Below are 23,396 nucleotides of genomic sequence, written 5' to 3'. Positions count from 1 at the left end.
GGCTGGCAAGAGGTGCGGCCCCAAACGGGGCGCGCCGCGCCCGATGGCACGGCTATTCGCGCGCGAATATCGCGATCACCGTCTCGATATGCGCCGCCATGCGCTGGCGTGCCAGATCTGGGTCGCGGGCGACAATCGCCTGCAGCACCGCGCCGTGCTCCTGCTCGGACCGCAAGGGCATGTCCTGCGGCGTGTACAGCCGTTGCAGATGCTGAAAGAGCGGACTGTAGCGATGGCCGAGCAGCAGGGTGATCAGGATCTCATAGGCCGGATTGCCGCTGGCCTGGGCGACGGCGATATGAAATTGCCGGTCACCGGGATTGGTGCGCGATCCTTCCCGATTGTCGCGCTGATTGCGGGCGAAAGCGAGATGCAGAGCCTCGATCTGGGCCGCCGTCGCGTGCTGGGCGGCAAGGGCCGCCGTTTCCGGCTCAACCAGCCTTCGCGCCTGCAGCAAAGCGAAGGGCGGAATCTCCGATGACAGATTGAGTGTCACCTTCAGTTCTGGATCGGGTTCCGTCAGGTTGAACTGCAGCAGCTGGGCCATGATGTCGCGCGTCGTCGCGGTATCGGGCACGCGCAGCACCTCCATGCCGGCGCCGACCCGCACATTGACGACGCCAAGCACTTCCAGCGCGATCAAAGCCTCGCGCACCGACGACCGGCTGACTTCCAGTGCTGCCGCCAATTCCCGTTCGGACGGCAGGAAACTGCCGGGCGGGTAGTCCCCGGCGCGAATGAGCTGGCACAGCTGATCGGCGATCTGGCTGTAGAGTCGCCCTTTATGGATGGCTTCGAGTGCCATTCTTTTTCCTATTTGGTTCCGCTTGGCAGCGCTTTGTCGAACTACTACAACAGATCCAGTGGTCCGGCCATTGGTCCTTCAGGACCGATAACGAGAGAGAAAACCGATAAGCCCGTACATCCAGGTCGGACCCTGGAGACACATGCGATGAGACTGCAGGGAAAACGCGCCTTCGTGACAGCGGCGGGGCAGGGCATTGGCCGTGCGACGGTGGAATTGTTCGTCCGCGAAGGCGCCGAGGTCATCGCGACCGACATCAATGCCGCTTCTCTTGAGTCGCTCACCGGCTGCCGCACCATGGTGCTGGACGTGCTGTCGCCCGAGGCGGTGACGCAGGCCGCAGCCGAGGCCGGCGCCGTCGACATCCTGTTCAATTGTGCGGGCTACGTACACGCGGGCTCCATTCTGGAATGTGATGAAAAGGCCTGGCAGTTCTCCTTCGATCTTAACGTTACGGCAATGTACAGGATGATACGCGCGTTTCTGCCGGGCATGCTCACGACCGGGAAAGGTTCGATCATCAATATGGCGTCTGTCGCATCGTCGCTGAAGGGTGCTCCCAACCGCGCCGCCTACGGGGCCTCGAAAGCCGCAGTGATCGGCCTTACCAAATCGGTCGCCGCCGACTACGTCACCCGCGGCATTCGCTGCAATGCGGTCTGCCCCGGCACGGTGCAATCTCCCTCGCTCGACAGCCGCATCAAGGCACAGGCCGATGCCGGCCGCATCTCCGAAGATGATGCAAGGGCGGGTTTCGTGCGACGCCAGCCGATGGGGCGGCTGGGCTCGGCGGAGGAGATCGCCTATCTGGCGCTTTATCTTGCTTCCGATGAAAGCAGCTACACCACTGGCACTGAACAGATCATCGATGGTGGCTGGTCAATCTAATGGTCACAATTACCGACCTGCGCACGGTCGATGTTCGGTTTCCGACGTCGAAAACCTTGTACGGGTCGGATGCGATGAATATCGATCCAGAATATTCGGTAGCCTATGTCATTCTGTCGACGGATGATGAGACGCTGACCGGACATGGTCTGGCTTTCACCATCGGCCGTGGCACGGAAATCATCTGCGCCACCATGCGATCCCTGGCGCGTCTCGTCGTCGGTCTCGATCTCGACTGGATACGCGAATATCCTGCGCGCTTCTGGCGTCATATCACCAGTGACAGTCAGATGCGCTGGATCGGCCCTGAGAATGGCGCCTTGCATTTCGCGACCGGTGCCATCGTCAATGCCGTCTGGGACCTTTGGGCCAAGGCAGACCGCAAGCCGCTCTGGCGCCTGGTGGGGGAGATGAGCCCCGAAGACCTCGTCCGCTGCATCGACTTTCGCTACATGACCGACTTTCTGGGACCGGAGGAGGCGCTCGATTTCCTCACTGACGCCGCCCGCGGCAAAGAGCAGCGTCTGGGTCATCTCATGACGTCGGGCTATCCTTGCTATACGACCGTGCCGGGCTGGCTCAGCAGCAGCGATGAGCAGGTCACGCGCAATGCGCGTTTTGCCATTCATTCCGGCTTCAATCACGTCAAGCTCAAGGTCGGCCGCAGCCTGGATGACGATATCCGCCGCATCAGCCTGGTGCGCGATGCGATCGGCCCGCACCGGCGCCTGATGATCGACGCCAATCAGGTCTGGGACGTCGATGAAGCAATCCTCTGGCTGAGGGAACTGGCTTTCGCTAAACCCTGGTTTATCGAGGAACCGACCAATCCCGACGATATCGAAGGTCACCGCAAGATCCGGGACGCGATTGCGCCCATGCTCGTGGCGACCGGCGAGATGTGTCAGAACCGCGTCATGTTCAAGCAGTTCATTGCGCGTGGCGCGCTCGACATCGTTCAGCTTGATACGTCACGCCTGGGCGGCGTCAATGAGATTTTGGCTGTGCTCGTCATGGCCGCGCGCTATGATCTGCCGGTACTGCCCCATGCCGGCGGCGTCGGCTTGTGCGAATATGTCCAGCATCTCTCCATGCTCGACTACGTGGCGATTTCCGCCACCCAGCAAAATCGCCCAGCCGAATATGTCGATTTTCTGCACGAGCATTTCGTCGAGCCCTGTACCATTATCGGCGCGGCCTATCTGCCGCCCAAACTACCCGGGTTCTCGATTGAGATGCGGCCGGAAAGCCTCACCGCCTATGAATATCACGGCTGAGATGGCATCGCGCAAAAGCACCGTCCGAACAAGGTTTTTCAGAAATGGACGTAGATATAAACCGCGTTCCATGCCAGTCTGCGCGTGACTGAAGATTGCGTCATCTGCAATGACAATAACAAGTACAGCAGATGACGCCGCGCTTTGGCTGCCAGCGCGATGACGGCGTTTCGTGCCTGTGATGTGACCATCTGAATGGGACTCGTACTACACGCATAGCGGCCGCAATCGCGACTGGGTGCGGACTGCCTAGAACGGCCAAAAAAGTAAATATTTGGGGAAAAAACGATGAAGAAACTTCAAACTTCTCTCCTGTCCGGCTTCCTGTTCGCGTCCTGCATGGGCATGGGCTCGGCCTATGCCCAGTCAATCTCCATTCCGGTGATCGTCAAGGACACGACTTCGCAATACTGGCAGATCGTGCTGGCAGGCGCCAAAGCCGCCGGCATCGCGCTGCATGTCAAAGTGCCGGAACTCGGCGCGCAGAGCGAGGCCGATATTTCCGGCCAGATCACCGCCCTTGAGAATGCCGCGGCTGAGAATCCGGCCGCCATCGTCATCGCGCCGACCCAGTTCACGGCGCTCGGTGCGCCCATCACCGCCGTCGCCGCCAATATCAAGGTCATCGGCATCGACTCGGCCGCCAACACCACCGCCTGGACCTCGTTTCTGTCCACCAACAACGTGACCGGCGGCAAGGTCGCGGCCGATGCGCTGGCCGCCGGCATCCGGGCCAAGACCGGCAAGGTCGAAGGTGAGGTCGCCATCATCACCTCGCTGCCCGGCGTCGGCTCGCTCGATCAGCGCGCGCAGGGCTTCAAGGAAGAACTCGCCGCCAAATATCCCGGTCTCAAGATCATCGCCAACCGCATCGCCGACGGCCAGCCCACCACCGGCCTCAACATCATGACCGATCTGATGACCGCTCATCCCAATCTGGTGGGCGTCTTCGCCAGCAACCTGATCATGATCGAGGGTGCCAGCCAGGCACTGTCCGAATCCGGCAACAAGAAGCTCACGCTGGTCGGCTTCGACAGCGACAAGAACCTGGTGGCGGCGCTGAAGAGCGGCATCATCTACGCCCTCATCGTCCAGGACCCCTATCGCATGGGCTATGAAGGTGTTGAGATCGCGCTGAAGGCCAGCAAGAATGAGACGGTGCCGAAAGAAATTGATACCGGCGTGACGGCGATCACGGCGGCCAATATCGATACGCCGCGCGCGCAGTCGCTGCTCAATCCCAAGCTGTAAGAAAGCAGGTCGCGTGGACAGCCAAAGCTCCACGACGCCGATCCTCGAACTGCGCCAGGTCGATAAGCGCTTCCCGGGCACCCATGCCCTGAAGAGCGTCGACCTGGCCTTTCGTCCGGGGGAGATCCACGCCATCGTGGGTGAAAACGGCGCCGGAAAATCCACCCTCATCCGTATCCTCACCGGCGCGCATGTCCGCAGCGCCGGCACCATCCTGTGGCAAGGGCAGGAGGTCGCCCTCGCGTCCCCGCATGAGGCGATCGGTCTTGGCATCAATGCCGTGCATCAGGAAGTTGTGCTCTGTCCGCATCTGACGGTCGCCGCCAATATCTTCCTGGGCGATGAGCGGACAACGGCTTCGCTCCTCCGCAACCGCGACATGCTGGCCGAAGCCGGGCGCGTGCTCGACAGTCTCGGCTTCGATCTGCCGCCCGGCGCCATCCTCAGCGATCTGGCCATCGGCCAGCAGCAGCTGGTGGCAACCGCCCGCGCCGCCGCGCGAGGCGTCAAATTCCTCATTTTTGACGAACCCACCGCCTATCTCACGCGGCAGGACACCGACAAGCTGTTCGCCCTCATCCGGCGGATGAATGCCGAAGGCGTCACCATCGTCTATATCAGCCACCGGATGGAGGAGATTTTCCAGCTCGCCGATCGCGTCTCAGTGCTGCGCGACGGGCAGCTCGTCGCAACCCATGTCGTCGCAGAGACGAATGAGCGCGAGCTGATCCGTGACATGGTCGCCCGCACCATCGAGGAAATCCATTACAAGGAAGCGATCCCGCAGGGCGACGTTCTGCTCGATGTCGCGGGCCTTACCGGTCCCGGCTTCCACGATGTCTCGCTGACGGTCCGCCGGGGCGAGGTCGTCGGCCTCTATGGTCTCATTGGCGCCGGGCGTTCCGAATTCGTCCAATGCCTCTTCGGCCGCACCAAGCGCACAGCCGGGCAGGTGCAGCTGCATGGTTCGCCCGTCACCATCCGGCATGAAAGCGACGCCATCGCCCGCGGCATCGCACTGGTCCCGGAAAGCCGGCGCGATCAGGGCCTCTGCCTCAATCTGGGCGTCGGCTTCAATATCAACCTGCCATCCTTCGGCCGCATCAGCCCGATGGGGCTGGTCGACCGCCGGGCCGAGCGGCGCGATGCCGCCCAGCAGATCGCCGATCTGCGCATCGTGGCGGCCTCGCCCACCGTGCCGGCCGCCACGCTCTCGGGCGGCAACCAGCAGAAGATCGTGGTCGGCAAATGGCTCAATCATGGGGCCGAGCTGTTCATCTTCGACGAGCCTACGGTCGGCGTCGATGTCGGCACCAAGGTCGAGATCTATAAAGTCTTCGCAACCCTGCTGAAGCGCGGCGCCGGCATCATCCTCATCTCCTCCTACCTGCCGGAAGTGTACGATCTCAGCGACCGGCTGCATGTCTTCCGGCAAGGCACCATCGTCGCCAGCCATGATGCGAAATCCGCTGACCCTGAAACCATTTTGACGGAGGCCATCGGTGTCTGAGACCGCTGCCGCGACCCTTCCCCCGCCGAAGCGGCCGGCCTTGCGCGGCCATCGCTTCGGCTTCCTGCTCAACCTGACGCTGGTCGCCCTACTGGTCGTCATGTGGCTGCTGCTGTCGATCTCGACAGACAGTTTCGCGACTTTCGGTAATTTCGAGAATCTGCTGCGGCAGGATTCGATGTGGTCAATCATGGCGGTGGGACAGACCTTCGTCATCATCACCGCCGGGATTGATCTGTCGGTCGGCGCTGTCGTCGGTCTCACCAGCACCATCATCGCCATGATGCTGGCCGGCGGCGTGCCGATCTGGCTCGCGATCGTCCTGACCCTGGTACTCGGCGTCGTGCTGGGTGCGATCAACGCCTTCGGCATCGTCAATCTGCGCCTGCCGCCCTTCATCATGACGCTCGCGACCATGACCGCCCTCCGCAGCTTCGGCCTGCTGATCACGGACGGTCAGACGGTCGGCGGCCTGCCGCTCAATTTCATCCTGTTTTCCAGCCACCGCAGCTTCGGCATTCCCAATCTCTTCATCATCGTCATTCTGATCGCGCTGCCCTGCTACGTGCTGCTGCATCGCAGCCGCTGGGGCCGCTATGTCTTTGCCGTCGGCAGCAACCCGGAAGCGGCGCGCCTCTCGGGCGTCAGCGTGAACGCGACGATCTATCTTGCCTATATCGTCTCCGCGACACTGGCCGCGGTCGTCGGCGTGCTGGTGGCCTCGCGCATCGGCATCGGCGTCGCGACGACGGGCCAGGGCTGGGAATTGCAAAGCATCGCCTCTTCCGTCATCGGCGGGGCCAGCCTCTTTGGCGCCGTCGGCAGCGTCATCGGCCCGCTGCTGGGGGCCATGCTGCTGACCACCATCAATAACGGCGCCAACCTCCTGAATGTGAATCCCTTCTGGCAGGGAATCATCACAGGATTGCTGATCATCGTAATCGTCTATTTTGACCAGCTTCGCCGCAGAAAGACCCGCTGAGAGACATGCAAACGCTCATCTGCCAGGAACCGGGCAAGCTTGCCCTGATCGACCGGCCCAACCCCGAACCCCGCCCGGACGAGGTTCTGCTCCGCATTCGCCGCATCGGCCTATGCGGCACGGATTACCACATCCTGGGCGGCCGGCAGCCCTATCTCGCCTATCCCCGCGTCATGGGCCATGAACTCGGGGCCGAGATTGTGGCCGCCCCGGTGGGGTCAGGTCTCACGGGCGGCACCACCGCCGTCGTCATCCCCTATATCAGCTGCGGGGCGTGCCGCGCCTGCAAGCGGGGCCTGACCAATTGCTGCCGCCGCATCAGCGTGCTGGGCGTGCATCAGGACGGCGGCATGGCGGAATATCTCGCGGTGCCGGCGCAGAACGTGATCGCGGCCCCGGACCTTACTTTCGATCAGGCCGCCATGGTCGAATTCCTCGCCATCGGCGCGCATGGCGTGCGCCGCGGCCAGATCACGCCAGAGGACCGCGTCCTCGTCGTCGGCGGCGGACCCATCGGCATTGCCGCCGCTATTTTCGCCCGAGCGCGCGGCGCAGAGGTGACGGTGATGGACCTGCGGCAGGACCGGCTTGATTTTGCCCGCACGCAACTCGGCGTCGCCCATACCGTCGTCGCGGGTCCGCAGGCAGCGGGAGCATTGGAAGCCATCACGGAGGGCGAATTCTTCGATGTGGTGATCGACGCGACAGGCCATCCGCCATCCATGAATGCCGGTCTCGCCTATGTCGGTCATGGCGGGCGCTATGTGCTGCTCAGCATCGTCGCCGCCGACATCACCTTCGCCGATCCCGAATTCCACAAGCGGGAGACGACCCTGCTTGCCAGCCGCAATGCCACGCGGGATGATTTCGCAACCGTCATGGCCGCGATGGCGGCGGGCCAGGTGCCAACCGCGGCGCTGGCCAGCCACCGCGCGCCGTTGACGGAGGGTACTTCCGCCATTCCGGTCTGGGCGAGGCCCGAGACCGGCGTCATCAAGGCCCTGCTGGAGGTCTAGAGTCTGTCAGACTTTGTTTGAAACAGTTTACCCTGTCATGCCCAGGAAAGTGGGCATCTTCCTGATTGCCGCAGGCCGCACCGCGCCGGGGCTGGCGCCGTGCCCTTAGAAGATACCCGCTTGCGCGGGTATGCCGGTATTGATTGGGCTATACTGACCGAAACTGACAGACTTTAGCTTTTCTTCATTAAGTTGCGGCGATGGGCTTCGACCACGTCCATCGCCTTTGTCATCTCATCGAACCAGCCGGCCTGTCCCAGATAGGCGCGGGCCGTCTCATTCAAGCCGCCCGGCGTCTCATAATGCTCGGGCGGCAACCCGTCGCCGCGTCGCTCCGCGGCCAGCGCCAGTTCACCGAGGCCGGAAAACAGCGAGCGGACGAACCGGGTCGCGATATCATCGGCAATCGCGCGGCTTTTCATCCAGGCGATCACCGTATTCTGCAACTGGAAATGAGCCGACATCAGGCCGCTGCCGATGCTGATCGTGTCGAGGTCTGATTCCTGCGCCGGGATCACAAGCTCGCCCACTGCGCCGAACAGCTCTTCGACCGCCGCATCGGCCGGCGTCATCAAAATCGGGCCCTTGCAGAATTCGATGCCCGGAAGCGGGATCATGCGCACGATGCGGGTGGCTGGCGCCACATGTTGGCGCAGCACCTCAACCGGCACGCCGGCCAGAAAACTCACCACGATCTGATCGGCCCGAAAGGGCAGATCGCTAAGATCGGCAATCTGCTTCGGCAGCACGCCGATCAGCACGATATCGCTTTTCTCGACAACCGCTGCGTTGCTCTCTTCCCGCAGCGTATTGTGCGGAAAATCAGCCGCCAGCGCGCGGGACCGGCCCTCGGACCGTGGCGACAGGTGATAGCTATGGGCCGAGGCCGCCGTCGTCTGCAACCCGCGGATCACCGCATCCGCCAAAGTGCCGGTGCCCACAAATCCCAGATGCGCCATGATCGCGATCCCTTCCAGAAACTCTATCCGGGGCTCAGCAAGCCGTGATCTGCGCGTAAGCGCAAGTGAGCGGCGATCAGATCGACCAGGTGGTATCGGATGGCGGGGCGGCGGGCGCCGCGGGTTTCACCAGCGCGGCCAATTGCCCGGCCAGGAATTCGGCCTGCTGGCGGATATCAGGCACCGCCGTCATCTCCCAGAAAGCGCCTTTGGTCACGGGGCCGATGGCGAACAGACGCCGTGAAATGGCGCCATCGCGGCCCAGCAGCGCGCACGTGCGGGTGATATCGAGGCCCAGCGACAGCGCATCGGGCCGCACCATGCCCTGGTCCAGCATCCGGCGCACCAAGGGATCGCGAATGCGGCCGAAATCGCTTTCGGGACCGGAGCAATTGATCACGCGGCCGACGGAGAGGGATTCGACATGATCCTTGAAACGCGGACGGTAGGTCACGTCCACGCGTCCCTCTGGGGTTACGGCATAGCCGCGAATGCGCCCTGCCCTGATCTGCAGCTGGCCGCTGCGTTGGGCGTCGGTAATCCGCGCCGCTACGGGGCCCGAGACGCGGTGGCGATGCGTATCCCACCAGGGCCGTAAATGGCGCAGAAAGCGCAGGCGATCCTCATGCGGCATGGCCTGCCAGATTTCCGTCGTCATCGGCCGCAATTCGTCGATCACCGCCTGCCAGGACCCGCCGGCCTCGCGCGCGCGGCGGGTGCGGTCGCGCAGGTAGCGGGCCAGATTGCTTAAGCGCGTCGGGAATTCCTCGGTCTCCGGCAAAGCCGTTTTGGCTGGACCCAGAATATGGTTCTGGGGCAGCAGGCCCCGCCGCGACAGCGCGATGATCGGCCCGCGATGCTGCTGATCGAGCAGGGAAATGACGGTATCGACCGTCGTGAGGCCGGTGCCGATCAGCAGCAGCGGCGCGTCCGGGTCCAGATTGTCGAGCAGGTCAGGCGCCCAGGGGTCCGGGCGATAGCTGTCCGTATCATAGAAGCTGGGATCGGCCACCGGCGGCGGGGAGGGGGGGAAATTGCCCACCGCCAGCACGGCGCGATCGACCTGCATCTCCTCGCCATTGCCAAGGCTGATGACGAGGCCGCCACAGCGCGGCGCGATATCGGTCACATCCGCCCGCAACAGCGCTAGCTCGCCGCAATGGACTGCCGATTTCACCTCGGATTCGAGCAAATCGCCGATATAGCGGCCAAACAGCGCGCGCGGCACGAAGGTGGTGGGCAAAGGCTGCACGCCGTCCAGTTCCTCGGGCGAGCGGGCCTTCAGCCAGTCGAGAAAGTCTGAGGGCCGCGCCTGAAAGGCACTCATCTTGGCGGCCGGGACATTGAGAAGATGAGAGGAATTACCGGTCGAATAGGCCGCACCGCGGCCGAAATGCTGATTGCGCTCGATCAGAAGGATGCGGGTCTCGGGGGAACATTGCCGCATGAGATGAAGGGCCAGCAGGGTACCGCTGAATCCGGCGCCGACGATGGCGATCGTCTGTTGGGTCATCCTATCTTCCTGACTGAATCGGGGATTGTACTGGCCCTCTTTGCGAATTGGTCCGGTGTGAAATGGCTGGGGAGAGGCTGTCTCCCCGCGCGTATCGTGCTGAAAAGACCCTTCCAGATTCTGCAATCTCTGCGAGACCTATCACGCCACGACGATAGTCGTCCCACCGCAAACGCAGGATGCCGAGACTGGCCCGGCCATAGGCCTAGCATACGCCACCATGGCCAGCATTATGCCATCATCTATTTCCTATCGGTCAAGTAGAAAATCCCTATCCCGCGAGCCCGTCAGAGAGAAAGAAGCACCCTCTCTGCCGGCAGCCGCGCGAGGTCGGCCAGGGTGCAGCCTTCCAGCACCGCAGCCGCCGCATCGCGGACGCGCTTCATAAGCTCGGTCAGCTGGCAGGTTTCGATATTCTTGCAGTCCTTGCAGACGGAAAATCGTGTTCTGCTGGCACAGGGCGTCAGCGCGATCGGACCGTCGATGATGCGCAGGACATCGGCGACGGTAATCTGATCAGCGCCCAGCAGCATCTTATGGCCGCCGATGGGACCGCGGCGACTTTGGATAAACCCTTGATCGCGCAGCTGCACCAGAATCGCTTCCAGGAATTTGCGCGGTGTATCGCTTCGCTCGGCAATGGTCTGGGCACTGATCCAGCGATCTGCCTGAGCCTCCTCAGCCAGGACAAGGATTGCGCGGAGAGCATATTTAGCACGGCTGGAGAGCATGGAAGATCCGTCGAAAGGCCATGGCATGGCGCGCTGAGGCAAATGTCATCTGGGTCCCCGCGCCGTCGCCGTCAACGCAGTACCACCCTCAACCGCCGGGTGCTGGCGTCTGACCGGCTGTATCTGCCGCTTTGCGGGCCGCGGCCGCCTTAAGGCGGCGCTCGGTCCAGGCATCCATCAATTGAATGATCGTCGCCGCCGTTTCCTCGATCGAGCGCCGGCTGACGTCAATCACCGGCCAGCCCCGACTGGTACACAGGCGCTTGGCCCAGAGCAGCTCGGCTGTCACTGCTTCCAAATCGGTATAGTCGCCGCGATCCGGCTGACCCGCGCTATGGGTCCCCAGCATGCGCAGACGATGGCGGCGGATGTCGATGAGCGATTGCGGATCAAGCGTCAGCCCGACCACCGGGCAGTTCGGACTATCGAGCGACGTCGGCAGGGCGATGCCCGGTACCAGGGGAATATTGCCGGCCTTGATGCCGCGATTGGCAAGATAGAAGGAGGTCGGCGTTTTTGAGGAGCGCGAGACGCCCACCAGAATGACATCGGCCTCGGCGATCCCGGCCTGCGCCTGCCCGTCATCATGCGCCAAGACATAATGAATGGCGTCGATGCGCCGGAAATAATCGGCATCCAGAATATACTGCCGGCCGGGCCGGGCCGACGCCTGCTCGCCCAGATGATCCTGCAGCATCGTCATGACCTGATCCAGCACATGCACGATCGGCATGCCGAGCTTGGCGCAAGCCATGTCCAGCTCGCTGCGCAAGGCGCGGTCGACCAGGCTGGAGAGCACCGGTCCGGGCTCCGCCTGCAAACCGTCCAGAACCCGGTGCAGCTGAAACCGCGTACGGATCAGGCTCCAGCGGTGGGGCACGATGGTGAGATGCTCAAACTGCACGGTCGTCGCCCGGGCGATCGCATTGAGCGTCTCCCCGGTCGCGTCTGAGACGAGATGAAGGTTTAGCCGATGCGTGGACATCTCGGGATCATAACGGGATAAGTGGGGATAAGGGAGAGCGCGCGGAACGGGGTCTGCGGGTACCGGGTATAGGTGGCGAGTCACGGTGACATGTGAAGATGTGTACGACGCTCATCGGGCTGTCACTGAGTCTTCACAGAGTCTTGAGAGAAAACAGGGCCCTAATTGCCCCCAAGCCTGTGGAAAAGTCTGGGGAGAAAATCGGGGCGGTCCGGGTACCCCGCTTTTCCACCCCCCATCTACTATCCCAATCTTTCTAAGAATCTTTACAGACGTAGTAGGGTGAAACCGCTGGATTGGGGATAACCGTGAAAAGACTCTTGGACGCACTTCTGGGGAAAACCACTTGGCCACCCCCCATTTGGCTGATGCGACAGGCCGGAAGATACCTCCCGGAATACCGGGAGATACGGTCTCAAACTACTGATTTCGTTAGTTTTTGTCTGGACCCGACACGCGCGTCCGAGGCGACGCTGCAGCCGATCCGCCGGTTCGGCATGGATGGCGCCATTCTCTTCAGCGACATTCTGATCCTGCCCTGGGCCTTGGGCAGAGAGTTGCGTTTTGATGAAGGCCACGGTCCACGCCTGCAGCCACTGCGGGTTGTGGATGAAGTGCGCGGTCTGCAGGTTCAGGGATTCCTGAAAAAGGTGTCACCCGTCCTGGAAACCATCCGGCTGACGCGGGCGCGGCTGACCGCGGACCACCCCGAGACCGCCCTGATCGGCTTTGTCGGTGCCCCCTTTACCGTCGCCTGCTATATGGTCGAGGGCGGCGGCTCGAAGGATTTCCCGGAGACCCGGAAAATGGCGGCGTCCGACCCGGCGCTGTTCGGGGACCTGATCGACCGGATTACCGAGGCGAGCATCGCCTACCTTCTGGCGCAGATCGAGGCCGGGGCCGAAGCCGTCATGCTGTTCGACAGCTGGGCCGGGCTGCTGTCGCCCTCGGGCTTCGACCGCCATGTCATCCAGCCCACGGCGCGGATCGTCGCGGCCATCCGGCAGCAGCATCCCACCATCCCGATCATTGGCTTTCCGCGTCTCGCCGGCACCATGGCCGCCGCCTATGCGGCCAAAACCGGGGTCAATACGATGGGTGTCGATACGGCCGCCGATATGGCCGTCGTCCGCCAGCTGGTGCCGCCGACGGTCGGCCTGCAGGGCAACCTTGATCCCTTTGCGCTTTTAAGCGGCGGCCAGGTGATGGAACAGGAAGCCCGTGCTATCCTGTCGGCCATGAAGGGGCATCCCTTCATTTTCAATCTCGGCCATGGCGTTATGCCGCCCACGCCGCCCGCGCATGTGGCAGCATTGGTCGATCTAATTCGAGGTCAGTGAGTGGATCAGGTTTCAAGCCGTCCGGTCGAGCTGTCGCCGATGCCTGCCCGCAGGCGCGTGGCGATTGTCCTGTTCAATCTCGGCGGCCCCGACAATCAGGAAGCGGTCCGCCCCTTCCTGATGAATCTCTTCACCGATCCGGCCATTCTGCGGGTGCCACCCTTCATCCGGCCTTTCCTGGCCCGCTACATCGCCCATAAGCGGGTCCCGGCTGCGAAGGAGAATTACCGCCTGATGGGCGGCGGCTCCCCGCTTCTCCCGTTGACGGAAAAACAGTCGCAGGCGCTGGAAGCCGAACTCTGCCGCGATTGGGATGCGAAATGCTTCATCGCCATGCGCTACTGGCATCCGTTCAGTGATGCGGCCGTCCAGGCGGTGAAAGCCTGGAAGCCGGATGAAATCCTGCTCGTTCCGCTCTATGCCCATTTCTCCACCACCACGACGGGCAGTTCTCTGGCCGCCTGGCGCGAGGCTGCGGCCCGGGGCGGTCTCGCCGTGCAGACGACGACGCTCTGCTGCTGGTTCGATGACGAGGCGGTGCAGGCCCATGCCGCGGGCCTGGTGCAGAACACCATCGATGCTGCCCGTGCCGTGCTGCCGCCCGGCACGCCGCTGCGGGTGCTGTTCTCGGCCCATGGTCTGCCCGAGATCATCGTCGAGCGCGGCGATCCCTATCAGTTCCAGATCGAATCCTATGTCGCCGGCCTGCGCAGCTTTCTGGCCGATCCGGCGACCGAGGGTCTGGTCTGTTACCAGTCCCGCGCGACGCCGCAGAAATGGCTCGGTCCCAGCACCGATGAAGCGGTGATGGAAGCGGGACGCGACGGCGTGGCCCTGGTCGTGGTGCCGGTCGCCTTCGTCTCCGACCATTCGGAAACGCTGGTCGAGCTGGATATCGAATATCGTGAACTGGCTGAGAAGCATGGCGTGCCCGGCTACTTCCGGGCGCCGGTGCAGAATGACGATCCGGGTTTCATCGGCGCTTTGGCCGATGTCGCCCGCGCCGCGGCAGCGCGGGGGCCGGGGCTCTGCAGCCGCCATGGTGGCCGCGCCTGTCCGACGCCGCATCGCGACTGTCCTTTCGCCCAGGCAGGTCTTGCCTATGCTGAAACCAGCCCGGCATCGGCGATGTCATGACGATAAGGATAGCGAAACCCGCATGCTGACGGCTTCTGAACTACTGGCCCAGCGCGATCAGCCGATCGAGCTGGTCATTTTCGATTGCGATGGGGTTCTGATCGACAGCGAAGGCCTGGCCGCCGTCGTCCTCTCCCGTGAGCTGAACAGGGTCGGCTGGATGATCTCGGCCGAGGAATGCGAGCATGCGTTTCTGGGCACCTCGCTGACCGACATCATCCAGCGCACGGAGGCCGCGATCGGCCATCCTGTGCCCGAGGATTTTGCGCATCGCTTCTCCGCCGCCATGGTGAAGGCGCTGAGTGAGGAAGTAGGCGCCATTCCAGGCGCCGCTGAGGCCCTGGAGCAGCTGACCGCGGCGGGCATGCCCTGGCGGGTCGCGTCCAACTCCAGCCACGCGGAAATGGCGGTCAAATTCAATCGCACCGGCATGGCCGTTCTGGTTGGTGACCGTCAGCATAGTGCCGAGGACATGATGAAGATCGGCCTCAACGGCAAGCCGGACCCGCATCTGTTTCTGGCCGCGGCGGAAGCCGGTGGCGTGCCGCCCGACCGCTGCCTGGTGATTGAGGATTCGGTGCCCGGCGCGCGGGCCGCCCGGCGCGCCGGCATGACCTGCCTCGGCTATGCGCCGGCCGGCGACGGCCAGGGACTGGCCGCGGAAGGCGCGGGTGTTTTCAAAGATATGGCGCAGCTGGCGCGCCTGCTCGGTCTCAAGGGGATTGCCGCGTAATGCTGCTCATCACGCTTTATCCTTGGGTGAAGGCCTTTCACGTTATCAGCCTCATCGCCTGGATGGCTGCGACCTTCTACCTGCCGCGCCTCTACGTCTATCACTGCCAGGTGGCGATCGGCTCGGCGGAAAGCGAACGCTTCAAGATCATGGAGCGACGTCTGCATAAGCAGATCATGACGCCGGCAATGATCGCGACCTGGGTCTTCGGCCTCATCCTGGTCTTCACGCCAGGCGTCGTGCTGTGGAGCCAGGGCTGGTGGTATGTGAAGCTCATTTCGATTCTGGCGCTGACCGGGTTTCACGGTGCGCAATCAAAATGGCGCAAGGACTTCCTTAACGACCGTAACAAGCGGCCAGAGAAATTCTATCGCATTGCCAATGAAGTGCCGACCATTTTGATGATCATCATCGTGATCATGGTGATCGTGAAACCGTTCTGACCACCCCTTCCGTCATGCGCGGCTTTATGCCGCGCATCTACCGATTTATTCGTAGGGTGGGCTTAAGCCCACCCTACGATCCACTGGGCGAATGGCTCAGAAGAAGCCAAGCGCCTTCGGGCTGTAGCTGACCAGAAGATTCTTGGTCTGCTGGTAGTGATCCAGCATCATCTTATGCGTCTCGCGGCCGATGCCGGACTGCTTGTAGCCGCCGAAAGCGGCATGGGCCGGATAGGCATGGTAGCAATTGGTCCAGACGCGCCCGGCCTGAATGCCCCGGCCGAAGCGATAGGCGCGGCTGCCGTCGCGGGTCCAGACACCCGCACCCAGGCCATAGAGCGTGTCATTGGCCATTTCCAGGGCTTCCGCCTCGGTCTTGAAGGTCGTGACGGAGACGACCGGCCCGAAGATCTCCTCCTGGAAGATGCGCATCTTGTTATGGCCGTGGAAGATCGTCGGCTTGACGTAGAACCCGTCCTTCAGATCGCCGTCCAGCACATTGCGCTCGCCGCCGGTGAGGACCTTGGCGCCTTCCTGCTTGCCGATATCGATATAGCTCAGGATCTTCTCAAGCTGTTCCGAGGAGGCCTGGGCACCGATCATGGTGGAGGGGTCGAGCGGATTGCCCTGGCGGATCGCCTCCACCCGCTTGATCGCGCGTTCCATGAAACGGTCATAGACCGATTCCTGGATCAGCGCGCGGCTAGGACAGGTGCAGACTTCGCCCTGGTTGAGGGCGAACATGGTGAAGCCTTCCAGCGCCTTGTCGAAGAAATCGTCATCTTCGGCCGCAACATCGGCGAAGAAGATGTTGGGGGACTTGCCGCCCAGTTCCAGCGTCACCGGAATCAGATTCTGGCTGGCATATTGCATGATCAGCCGGCCGGTCGTGGTCTCGCCGGTGAAGGCGATCTTGGCAATCCGGCTGCTGGATGCCAGCGGCTTGCCGGCTTCAAGTCCGAAACCATTGACGATGTTCAGCACGCCGGGCGGCAGCAGGTCGCCGATCAGCTCGGCCAGAATCAGAATGCTGGCCGGGGTCTGTTCGGCCGGCTTCAGCACCACGCAGTTGCCGGCGGCCAGTGCGGGGGCAAGTTTCCAGACGGCCATCAGGATCGGGAAGTTCCAGGGAATGATCTGACCGACGACGCCCAGCGGCTCATGAAAATGATAGGCGATGGTGTCGTGATCGATTTCGCTGAGCGCGCCTTCCTGCGCGCGCACGCAGCTCGCGAAATAGCGGAAATGGTCGATCGCCAGCGGAATGTCGGCGGCTGTGGTCTCACGGATCGGCTTGCCATTGTCCCAGGCTTCGGCCAAGGCCAGCGTGTCGAGATTGTCTTCCATCACCTGGGCGATGCGCATCAGAATCAGCGCCCGGTCGGCGGCCGGCTTGCGCCCCCAGGCCTCTTTCGCAGCATGGGCGGCATCAAGGGCGAGTTCGATATCATCCTTGTCTGAACGGGCGATCTCGCAAATTACCCGGCCGGTGATGGAGGACGTATTGTCGAAGTAGCGGCCTCCGACGGGCGGCACCCATTTACCACCGATGAAGTTTTCGTAACGCTTTGCGAAAGGCGGAGCCTGTAGCAGGCTGCTCGGAGCCATCTGGTCCATCTTTTGTCTCTCCCTTGAGCGTTTGTTAATTTGCCGCTCGTTTTATTTGCGTGTCTTTGACGCGCTTTAGTGACGGCATATGGCTTAATGTTCTTTAATGTTGCCGCGCGACTTGAAGGGTATCAGGCGCGGCCGGGCGACCGCAATTGGTGTCTGCAGCAAGGCTGCTCTTTTTCCGGCGCGCCTGCGATTTGCCGTCAAACAGGGTCTTGACTTGTGCCGCGCGACAGGCCAGTTGAGTGGGATCTAAGTGGTTGGAGTCCTTCCATCCACCGTGCGGCAGCCTCTTTCACAGGCTTCAGTCGCCACCTGGTCACAGCAGCCCAATCAACCCCCCAAGCCCGTCGCTTGTAGGCCAATTATCCTGGCCGATCGTTCCCCCGAAGGCGTTCCGATGCATCTCGCCGAACTTAAAGCAAAAAGCCCCACCGATCTGCTCAGCCTTGCTGAGTCTCTTCAGATCGAGAACGCCTCATCGCTGCGCAAGCAGGAGATGATGTTCGCCATTCTGAAAAGCCTGGCGGAGAACGATCAGGCCATTCATGGCGAGGGCACGCTCGAAATCCTCCCCGACGGTTTTGGCTTCCTGCGCAGCCCGCAGTCCAATTACCTGCCCGGTCCGGATGACATCTATGTCAGTCCGCATCAGGTGCGGCGCTTCGGCCTGCGCACGGGGGATTCGGTCGAAGGCCAGATCCGCGCGCCCAAGGACGGGGAGCGCTATTTCGCCATGTATAAGATCAATACGATCAATTACGAGGCGCCTGAAGCCGTTCGCCATCGGACCAATTTCGACAATCTCACGCCGCTCTATCCCAATGACCGGCTGAAGATGGAAATGGAGCTGCCGCCGTCCCCGGTCAAAGGGGCAGCGAAGGACTATACCCCGCGCGTCATCGACCTCATCTCGCCGATCGGCAAGGGCCAGCGCGCGCTGATCGTGGCGCCGCCGCGCACCGGCAAGACGGTCATGCTGCAAAGCATCGCGACCGCCATCTCAACCAATCACCCGGAAGTCTTTCTCATCGTGCTGCTCATCGATGAGCGGCCCGAGGAAGTGACCGACATGGCGCGCAGCGTGAAGGGTGAGGTTATCAGCTCAACCTTTGACGAGCCTGCGACCCGCCATGTGCAGGTCACTGAGATGGTCATCGAAAAGGCCAAGCGCCTGGTGGAACACAAGCGTGACGTCGTCATCCTGCTGGACAGCATCACCCGTCTGGCCCGCGCCTATAACGCGGTTGTGCCCAGCTCCGGCAAGGTGCTGACGGGCGGTGTCGACAGCAATGCGCTGCAGCGCCCGAAGCGTTTCTTCGGTGCCGCGCGTAATATCGAAGAAGGCGGCAGCCTGACCATCATCGCGACCGCCCTGATCGACACCGGCAGCCGCATGGACGAAGTCATTTTTGAAGAGTTCAAGGGCACCGGCAATTCGGAAATCATCCTGGACCGCAAGATCTCGGACAAGCGCACTTTCCCGGCGATCGACATCACCAAGTCGGGCACCCGCAAAGAAGAGCTATTGGTGGAGCGCGCGACCTTGTCCAAGATGTGGGTGCTGCGCCGTATCCTCAACCCGATGGGCTCGACGGACGGTATGGAGTTCCTGCTCGACAAGCTGAAATACAGCAAGACGAACCAGGACTTCTTCGACGCAATGAACACCTGATCACGCCCGGGCAGCGCGGCTGGGTCAGGTGCTTGGATCAGGAGAGCATCACATGGCCCAGCCCCACGCTGCCGAAACGCCCTTGGACGATGCCGGCGCGCTGTGCCGCCTGAGCGGCACCGAGCTTCTGGCACTGTACGCCAGCCGAAAGCTTTCGCCGGTCGAGGTTGCGCGTGCCACCCTCGCGCGCGCCGACGAGGTGCAGGCGCGGTTCAATGCCTTCGTCCGCATTGACCATGAGGCGGCGCTTGCTGCCGCAACGGCGTCGGAACAGCGCTGGCAGGCGGGCAGCCCGATCGGTCCGCTGGACGGCGTGCCCACCACCATCAAGGACATCGTCTGGGTCCGCGATAGTCTCGCCCGCTATGGCTCGTGCTCGCCGGGCGTGACACCCACGGCGGATGCGCCCTCGGTCGCCCTGCTGCGCCAGGCCGGTGCGGTGTTCCTCGGCCTCACCACCACCCCGGAATTCGGCTGGAAGGCGCTGACCGACGGTCCGCTCACCGGCATCACGCGCAACCCCTGGAATCCTGACCTCACGCCCGGCGGCTCCTCGGGCGGTGCGGCTGTCGCAGCTGCCACAGGCGCAGGCGCGCTCCATCTCGGCACCGACGGCGGCGGCTCCATCCGCGTGCCCGCGGCCTTCACCGGCATCGTCGGCCATAAGCCCACCTTCGGCCGCGTGCCGGCCTACCCGGCCAGCGCCTTCGGCACCGTCGCCCATATCGGCCCGATGACCCGCACGGTGGCCGATGCCCAGTTGATGCTGCAGGCCATGTCCGGGCGCGATTTCCGCGACTGGTTTCAGAACCCCCTGTCATTCGGCCCGGCCGATGCCGCCGCGCCCACCGATCTCAAGGGGCTTTACTTCGGCGTCTGGCGCACGCCGCCGAGCGGCTTTGTGGAACCCGAGATTGCCGCTGCCTTCGACCGTGCGCTCGCGGCCATCTCTGCGGCCGGCGCGGAACTCATCGAGATCGACCTGCCCAGGGACGAGAACCTGCTCGACCTCTTCCATCGCCACTGGTTCGCGGGTGCGGCCGCCCGTCTCTCGGCGCTGTCCGAGGCGGATCTCGCGAATGTCGATCCCGGCCTGCGCCAGATCGCGGCTCAGGGGGCTAGCTATAGTGCCGTCGATCTCATCCACGCCCATAACCGCCGCGCAGCCTTCGGCGGCGCTTTCGATGCGCTGCTGGACGGGTTCGACGCTATCCTGTCGCCCGCCGTCTCCGTTCTGCCCTTCAAAGCCGGTGAGGAAGTGCCGCCCGGCGCGGGTCTCGCGCGCTGGACCGAATGGGCGGGCTTCAGCTACCCGGTCAATCTCGCCCAGGCGCCGGCCGCCATCATCCGCTCCGAAATCCTCGGCAACGGCCTGCCGGTCGGCTTGCAGATCATCGGCCCGCGGGGTGAGGACGGTGACGTCCTCTCCATCGCGGCCGCACTCGAAAGCCTTCTTGGCTGATCTCTAGAGTTTGTCAGTTTCGGTCGGAATCGCCCATTCAATACCGTCATACCCGCGCAAGCGGGTATCTTCTGAGGGCACGGTGCCAGTCCCGGCGCGGTGCCGCCTGCGGCGGTCAAGAAGATGCCCGCTTACGCGGGCATGACGGGGTCGACTGTTGCAAACAAAGTCTGACAGACTCTAGGCCGCCTGACCCGCCTCAGTGCCGCTCAAAGCCAGACGCTGGACTGCGGCAAAGTCGATCTTGCCGGAGCCCAGCAGAGGTACAGCCGGGATCACGCGAATTTCCGCCGGCACCATCAGCTCCGTGGCCCCTCGTGCCCGCGCGAAGGCCAGGAAGCCAGACCGGTCGGCGTCAGCCTGTTCCGTCAGAAGAACGATCTTCTCGCCCTTGCGTGCGTCCGGCACGCCGGCCGCGACGGACAGCGCTTCGGGCCAGAGTTCGGCCGCCAGCAGATCGATCGCCTGCAGAGAGATCATCTCGCCGCCCAGCTTGGCGAAGCGCTTGGCGCGGCCCTTGATGGCGATGAAACCATCGGCATCGATCGTCACGATATCCCCGGTATCGTGCCAGCCCTCGGGCGGCGGGTCGATCACGCCGGGGGCATCGGCGCGCAGATAGCCCAGCATGATATTGGGGCCGCGCACCACCAGCCTGCCGCCTTCGGCAATGCCGGGCACCGGGTCCAGCCGTGCCTCGATCCCCGGCAGCATCTGCCCCACAGTGCCGATGCGGCTGAGGACCGGGGTGTTCAGCGCCAGCACCGGCCCGGTCTCGGTCACGCCATAGCCTTCCAGCAGTTCGATGCCGAATTTTGCCAGATACAGCGCGCGAGTGGCCGCTTTCACCGGTTCCCCGCCCGCCACGACATAGCGCAGCGTGCGAAGGTCATCGGGTTCGGCCTGCCGCGCATAGCCGGCCAGGAAGGTATCGGTGCCGATCAGCGCCGTGGCGCGGGTCTTGCGGATCAGTTCCGGGATCGTCTTGTAATGCAACGGCGAGGGATACTGGAAAACCGAGACGCCATAGACCAGCGGCAGCACCACCCCGGCCGTGAGGCCAAAGGAATGGAAGATCGGCAGCACGTTGAAGATCTTGTCCTCGGGTCCGTAATCGATCCGCGCCGCGACCTGGGTGATATTGGCCAGCATGTTGCGATGGCTGATGACGACGCCTTTGGGCGTCCCTTCCGAGCCCGAGGTGAAGACGATCGCGGCCGGATCGTCGGCGCGGGCGCGGGCCATCGGCCGGCTGCCTTGCAGGATGCCGCGCAGCTTGTCGGCGAGCGTGATCTGCTTGCGGATGTCTTCCAGATAGACGATGCGCGGGCGCGCCCCCTCAGGGGCCGCTTCCAGCCCTTCGATCAGCTTTTCCAGCTGGCCTTTCAGGATGAAGGCGCGGGAGGTGAGAATGAGGCGCACCTCGGCCGTCCGGCAGGCCGAGAGCAGATTGGCGGGCCCCGCCGTGAAGTTCAGCATGGTCGGGACACGGCCGGAGGAGACCAGGCCCAGAATCAGGGCGAGCGTCGCATTGGCATTGGGCATCAGCACGCCGACCGCCTCACGCGGGGCGGAGAGGGGGCTGAGCTTGCGGCCCAGGATCGCGGCACCCAGCAGCAGGCGCTTATAGGTGATGGTGCCGGAGGTCGTGTCTTCGGCCGCGATCCGCTGTCCGCCGTGAATATGCGCGGCCCGCGCCGTCGCCTCGAAAATCGTCATGTTCACGATCTCCTCCTCGCTCCTGTTGGAGGGCAGGGTCACCAGCATCCAGAGAGCGACCGCGAGGCAGGACAGGCCGAGCAGGCCGAAGCTCAAGGGCACGCTCAGCCCTAGGCCGAGGAGCACCGCCATGAGCAGCGCTCCGGCCGCGATGGCGCCAGCCGAGATGACATTGGCACCGGCAATGACGCGGGCGCGGTGATCGGGCTTGGCCCAGGTCTGCAGGGCGGCGAAGGTCGGCACGGCCAGCAGGCCGCCTGCGACCGCCATCAGCAGCAGATCGCCGAAAACATGCGCCGTGAGGCCAGGGGCCTTTGTCGCGCCCTGGGTCACGCGCCACAGATCGACCAGGAAAATCCCCAGCACCGCAGTGCCGATGACGGACGGAATGAGGTTCACCCGCCCGCCCGTCAGCCGCGCCGCCAGCAATGATCCGATGGCTATGCCGATGCAGAAGACCAGCAGCCCGAGCGTCGCGGTCTCCCGGCTGCCGCCCAGCGACTGCTTGATCAGAGCGGGTAGCAGGCCAAGGGCGATGGCACCGACCAGCCAGAACCAGGCATTGGTGAGCGCCGCCCACCAGATGCGGCGATCGCGCCTCAGATCGACGATCAGAGCCCAGGTGGAGGCGAGGATATTGCGTTCGATGTGGAGCGTCGGCGCGCCCTCGCCGGTGGGCGGAATAAAGCGGGCCATCACCCAGCTCAGTACCGCGAAGACCGCGACTGTCGCGGCCAGAACCAGCGGGCCATGGGGCAGGGTGAAGGCGAAGCCGCCGGCGGCGGTGCCGCCGATGATGGCGAGGAAGGTGGCGCCTTCGACCAGGGCATTGGCCGTCGGTAGGGCCTCGGGTGGCAGATGGTCAGGCAGGATGCCGTATTTCACCGGGCCGAACAGCGCCGACAGCGTGCCGAAGGCAAAGAGGGCAAAAAACAGGATCGGCACGCTCTGCGCCAGGAATCCCACCACCGCGACCGCGGCGACGGCGATTTCCATCAGCTTGATGCGCTGGGCGAGGCGCGCCTTGTCGAAGCGGTCCGCCATCTCTCCGGCCAGGCCAGACAGCAGGAAAAACGGCAGGATAAAGATGGCGCCGGCCAGCGTGATCAGCGCATTGGCGGTATGCGGCGGCTCGCCCCCTGCGGCGGCCGCATGTCCTGCACCCCAGAGAATAAGAAAAAGCAGGGCGTTCTTCAGGAAATTGTCATTGAAAGCCGCGAAGAATTGGCACCAGAAGAGAGGTGCGAAGCGGCGTTCCGTCAGGAGCGAGCGTATCATATCGTGTCGGTCTCCTCGTCGCTCCCGTGATACAGTCTCGGGCAGCTTTGCGTCATTTGGGCGGCGTCAGGCATCGGATGT

General features: G+C 63.3%; 19 protein-coding genes. 12 read left to right on the top strand and 7 right to left on the bottom strand.

Features of this window, described 5'->3' with window-relative positions; translation table 11 throughout:
- Positions 1–52 precede the first annotated feature (52 nt).
- Positions 53–805 carry a FadR/GntR family transcriptional regulator gene (locus tag AC3G7M_RS03875; protein WP_489214401.1) on the bottom strand — a complete coding sequence of 251 codons (753 nt, stop codon included), beginning with the start codon at positions 803–805 and terminating at the stop codon, positions 53–55.
- A 147-nt stretch (positions 806–952) separates the two neighbouring features.
- On the opposite strand from AC3G7M_RS03875, the gene AC3G7M_RS03870 reads away from it, so the two are divergent.
- From AC3G7M_RS03870 to AC3G7M_RS03845, 6 genes are all read left to right on the top strand, one after another.
- A complete protein-coding gene (locus tag AC3G7M_RS03870) occupies positions 953–1,693 on the top strand; it encodes an SDR family oxidoreductase (RefSeq protein ID WP_489215946.1) in 741 nt (246 codons plus the stop codon).
- Complete coding sequence (locus AC3G7M_RS03865) at positions 1,693–2,970, top strand: enolase C-terminal domain-like protein (RefSeq protein ID WP_489214400.1); 1,278 nt, start codon at positions 1,693–1,695, stop codon at positions 2,968–2,970. Before AC3G7M_RS03870 ends, AC3G7M_RS03865 begins: the two co-directional genes overlap by 1 nt.
- A 288-nt stretch (positions 2,971–3,258) precedes the next feature.
- Complete coding sequence (locus AC3G7M_RS03860; protein WP_489214399.1) at positions 3,259–4,221, top strand: ABC transporter substrate-binding protein; 963 nt, start codon at positions 3,259–3,261, stop codon at positions 4,219–4,221.
- A 13-nt stretch (positions 4,222–4,234) separates the two neighbouring features.
- The gene (locus tag AC3G7M_RS03855; RefSeq protein ID WP_489214398.1) at positions 4,235–5,731 is read left to right on the top strand and encodes a sugar ABC transporter ATP-binding protein; all 1,497 of its coding nucleotides are present in this window, start codon (positions 4,235–4,237) and stop codon (positions 5,729–5,731) included.
- Entirely contained in the window at positions 5,724–6,713 is a 990-nt protein-coding gene (locus tag AC3G7M_RS03850; RefSeq protein ID WP_489214397.1) for an ABC transporter permease, read from the top strand. The genes AC3G7M_RS03855 and AC3G7M_RS03850 overlap by 8 nt, the downstream gene beginning before the upstream one ends.
- A gap of 5 nt (positions 6,714–6,718) precedes the next feature.
- Positions 6,719–7,729 carry a zinc-binding alcohol dehydrogenase family protein gene (locus AC3G7M_RS03845; protein WP_489214396.1) on the top strand — a complete coding sequence of 337 codons (1,011 nt, stop codon included), beginning with the start codon at positions 6,719–6,721 and terminating at the stop codon, positions 7,727–7,729.
- A 173-nt stretch (positions 7,730–7,902) separates the two neighbouring features.
- Here the strand turns inward: AC3G7M_RS03845 and AC3G7M_RS03840 are convergent, their stop codons facing one another.
- The 4 genes from AC3G7M_RS03840 to AC3G7M_RS03825 all read right to left on the bottom strand — a co-directional run bounded on the left by AC3G7M_RS03840 (position 7,903) and on the right by AC3G7M_RS03825 (position 11,917).
- Positions 7,903–8,688 (bottom strand): NAD(P)-binding domain-containing protein, encoded by a 786-nt coding sequence (locus tag AC3G7M_RS03840; protein WP_489214395.1) that lies wholly within the window; start codon positions 8,686–8,688, stop codon positions 7,903–7,905.
- A 76-nt stretch (positions 8,689–8,764) separates the two neighbouring features.
- Entirely contained in the window at positions 8,765–10,201 is a 1,437-nt protein-coding gene (locus AC3G7M_RS03835; RefSeq protein WP_489214394.1) for an FAD/NAD(P)-binding protein, read from the bottom strand.
- A 287-nt stretch (positions 10,202–10,488) separates the two neighbouring features.
- Positions 10,489–10,932 carry an RrF2 family transcriptional regulator gene (locus AC3G7M_RS03830; protein WP_489214393.1) on the bottom strand — a complete coding sequence of 148 codons (444 nt, stop codon included), beginning with the start codon at positions 10,930–10,932 and terminating at the stop codon, positions 10,489–10,491.
- An 88-nt stretch (positions 10,933–11,020) separates the two neighbouring features.
- Positions 11,021–11,917 carry a pyruvate, water dikinase regulatory protein gene (locus AC3G7M_RS03825; RefSeq protein WP_489214392.1) on the bottom strand — a complete coding sequence of 299 codons (897 nt, stop codon included), beginning with the start codon at positions 11,915–11,917 and terminating at the stop codon, positions 11,021–11,023.
- Positions 11,918–12,225: 308 nt separating this feature from the next.
- Between AC3G7M_RS03825 and hemE the strand changes: the two genes are divergently transcribed.
- From hemE to hemJ, 4 genes are read left to right on the top strand one after another with little or no spacing between them, the layout of a single operon-like run.
- Positions 12,226–13,257, top strand: coding sequence for a uroporphyrinogen decarboxylase (gene hemE, locus AC3G7M_RS03820; protein ID WP_489214391.1), 1,032 nt, complete (start codon positions 12,226–12,228; stop codon positions 13,255–13,257).
- A complete protein-coding gene (gene hemH, locus AC3G7M_RS03815) occupies positions 13,258–14,394 on the top strand; it encodes a ferrochelatase (RefSeq protein ID WP_489214390.1) in 1,137 nt (378 codons plus the stop codon). It abuts the gene before it with no gap.
- Between the two features lie 22 nt (positions 14,395–14,416).
- Positions 14,417–15,127, top strand: a complete 711-nt coding sequence (locus AC3G7M_RS03810) for an HAD family hydrolase (protein WP_489214389.1) — start codon at positions 14,417–14,419, stop codon at positions 15,125–15,127.
- Entirely contained in the window at positions 15,127–15,570 is a 444-nt protein-coding gene (gene hemJ / locus AC3G7M_RS03805) for a protoporphyrinogen oxidase HemJ (RefSeq protein WP_489214388.1), read from the top strand. Before AC3G7M_RS03810 ends, hemJ begins: the two co-directional genes overlap by 1 nt.
- Before the next feature lie 96 nt (positions 15,571–15,666).
- On the opposite strand, the gene adh is transcribed toward hemJ, so the two are convergent.
- On the bottom strand, positions 15,667–17,178 hold the full coding sequence (adh, locus tag AC3G7M_RS03800) for an aldehyde dehydrogenase (protein WP_489215944.1): 1,512 nt from the start codon (positions 17,176–17,178) through the stop codon (positions 15,667–15,669).
- Positions 17,179–17,581: 403 nt separating this feature from the next.
- Here adh and rho point away from each other — a divergent pair, with 403 nt between their 5' ends.
- Both rho and AC3G7M_RS03790 read left to right on the top strand, forming a co-directional pair.
- The gene (gene rho / locus AC3G7M_RS03795; protein ID WP_227321035.1) at positions 17,582–18,856 is read left to right on the top strand and encodes a transcription termination factor Rho; all 1,275 of its coding nucleotides are present in this window, start codon (positions 17,582–17,584) and stop codon (positions 18,854–18,856) included.
- Between the two features lie 52 nt (positions 18,857–18,908).
- Positions 18,909–20,318 carry an amidase gene (locus AC3G7M_RS03790; RefSeq protein ID WP_489214387.1) on the top strand — a complete coding sequence of 470 codons (1,410 nt, stop codon included), beginning with the start codon at positions 18,909–18,911 and terminating at the stop codon, positions 20,316–20,318.
- 180 nt (positions 20,319–20,498) lie between these two features.
- On the opposite strand, the gene AC3G7M_RS03785 is transcribed toward AC3G7M_RS03790, so the two are convergent.
- The gene (locus AC3G7M_RS03785; RefSeq protein ID WP_489214386.1) at positions 20,499–23,315 is read right to left on the bottom strand and encodes an MFS transporter; all 2,817 of its coding nucleotides are present in this window, start codon (positions 23,313–23,315) and stop codon (positions 20,499–20,501) included.
- Positions 23,316–23,396: the final 81 nt, after the last annotated feature.

Source organism: Acidisoma sibiricum (assembly GCF_057837225.1).
This window is presented reverse-complemented; position numbering and strand designations above follow the sequence as displayed.

Coding starts and splice junctions, on each gene's coding strand:
- AC3G7M_RS03875 (WP_489214401.1), bottom strand. CDS start 805: ATGGCACTCGAAGCCATCCATAAAGGGCGACTCTACAGCCAGATCGCC.
- AC3G7M_RS03870 (WP_489215946.1), top strand. CDS start 953: ATGAGACTGCAGGGAAAACGCGCCTTCGTGACAGCGGCGGGGCAGGGC.
- AC3G7M_RS03865 (WP_489214400.1), top strand. CDS start 1,693: ATGGTCACAATTACCGACCTGCGCACGGTCGATGTTCGGTTTCCGACG.
- AC3G7M_RS03860 (WP_489214399.1), top strand. CDS start 3,259: ATGAAGAAACTTCAAACTTCTCTCCTGTCCGGCTTCCTGTTCGCGTCC.
- AC3G7M_RS03845 (WP_489214396.1), top strand. CDS start 6,719: ATGCAAACGCTCATCTGCCAGGAACCGGGCAAGCTTGCCCTGATCGAC.
- AC3G7M_RS03840 (WP_489214395.1), bottom strand. CDS start 8,688: ATGGCGCATCTGGGATTTGTGGGCACCGGCACTTTGGCGGATGCGGTG.
- AC3G7M_RS03835 (WP_489214394.1), bottom strand. CDS start 10,201: ATGACCCAACAGACGATCGCCATCGTCGGCGCCGGATTCAGCGGTACC.
- AC3G7M_RS03830 (WP_489214393.1), bottom strand. CDS start 10,932: ATGCTCTCCAGCCGTGCTAAATATGCTCTCCGCGCAATCCTTGTCCTG.
- AC3G7M_RS03825 (WP_489214392.1), bottom strand. CDS start 11,917: ATGTCCACGCATCGGCTAAACCTTCATCTCGTCTCAGACGCGACCGGG.
- AC3G7M_RS03810 (WP_489214389.1), top strand. CDS start 14,417: ATGCTGACGGCTTCTGAACTACTGGCCCAGCGCGATCAGCCGATCGAG.
- hemJ (WP_489214388.1), top strand. CDS start 15,127: ATGCTGCTCATCACGCTTTATCCTTGGGTGAAGGCCTTTCACGTTATC.
- adh (WP_489215944.1), bottom strand. CDS start 17,178: ATGGCTCCGAGCAGCCTGCTACAGGCTCCGCCTTTCGCAAAGCGTTAC.
- rho (WP_227321035.1), top strand. CDS start 17,582: ATGCATCTCGCCGAACTTAAAGCAAAAAGCCCCACCGATCTGCTCAGC.
- AC3G7M_RS03790 (WP_489214387.1), top strand. CDS start 18,909: ATGGCCCAGCCCCACGCTGCCGAAACGCCCTTGGACGATGCCGGCGCG.
- AC3G7M_RS03785 (WP_489214386.1), bottom strand. CDS start 23,315: ATGATACGCTCGCTCCTGACGGAACGCCGCTTCGCACCTCTCTTCTGG.